The sequence below is a fragment of the Pseudomonas sp. PDM32 genome (genome assembly GCF_019219225.1).
Classification (GTDB): domain Bacteria; phylum Pseudomonadota; class Gammaproteobacteria; order Pseudomonadales; family Pseudomonadaceae; genus Aquipseudomonas; species Aquipseudomonas laurylsulfatiphila.
In genome coordinates this window covers 1-399 of record NZ_JAHUWE010000048.1, presented here as the reverse complement: position 1 = coordinate 399, position 399 = coordinate 1, and the positions used below count along the sequence as shown (strand labels likewise).

At 42.9% G+C, this 399-nt stretch carries 1 rRNA gene; it reads left to right on the top strand.

The features are described from left to right. Positions 1-65 (top strand): 16S ribosomal RNA (locus KW846_RS29730); the annotation flags it as partial. Positions 66-399 lie beyond the last annotated feature (334 nt).

Below are 399 nucleotides of genomic sequence, written 5' to 3'. Positions count from 1 at the left end.
TCATGACTGGGGTGAAGTCGTAACAAGGTAGCCGTAGGGGAACCTGCGGCTGGATCACCTCCTTAATCGACGACTCAGCTGCTCCATAAGTTCCCACACGAATTGCTTGATTCATTGAAGAAGACGAGAGGCCAGCCTTTAAAGTGGTCTGTTTCGTTAGAGTTTAGAAATGAGTATTCCAGCGTGAATATTGATTTCTAGTCTTTGACTAGTTCGTTCTTTAAAAATTTGGGTATGTGATAGAAAGATAGACTGAACGTTACTTTCACTGATAACGGATCAGGCTAAGGTAAAATTTGTGAGTGGCTCTTAGGAGCTCAATCGAATTTTCGGCGAATGTCGTCTTCACAGTATAACCAGATTGCTTGGGGTTATATGGTCAAGTGAAGAAGCGCATAC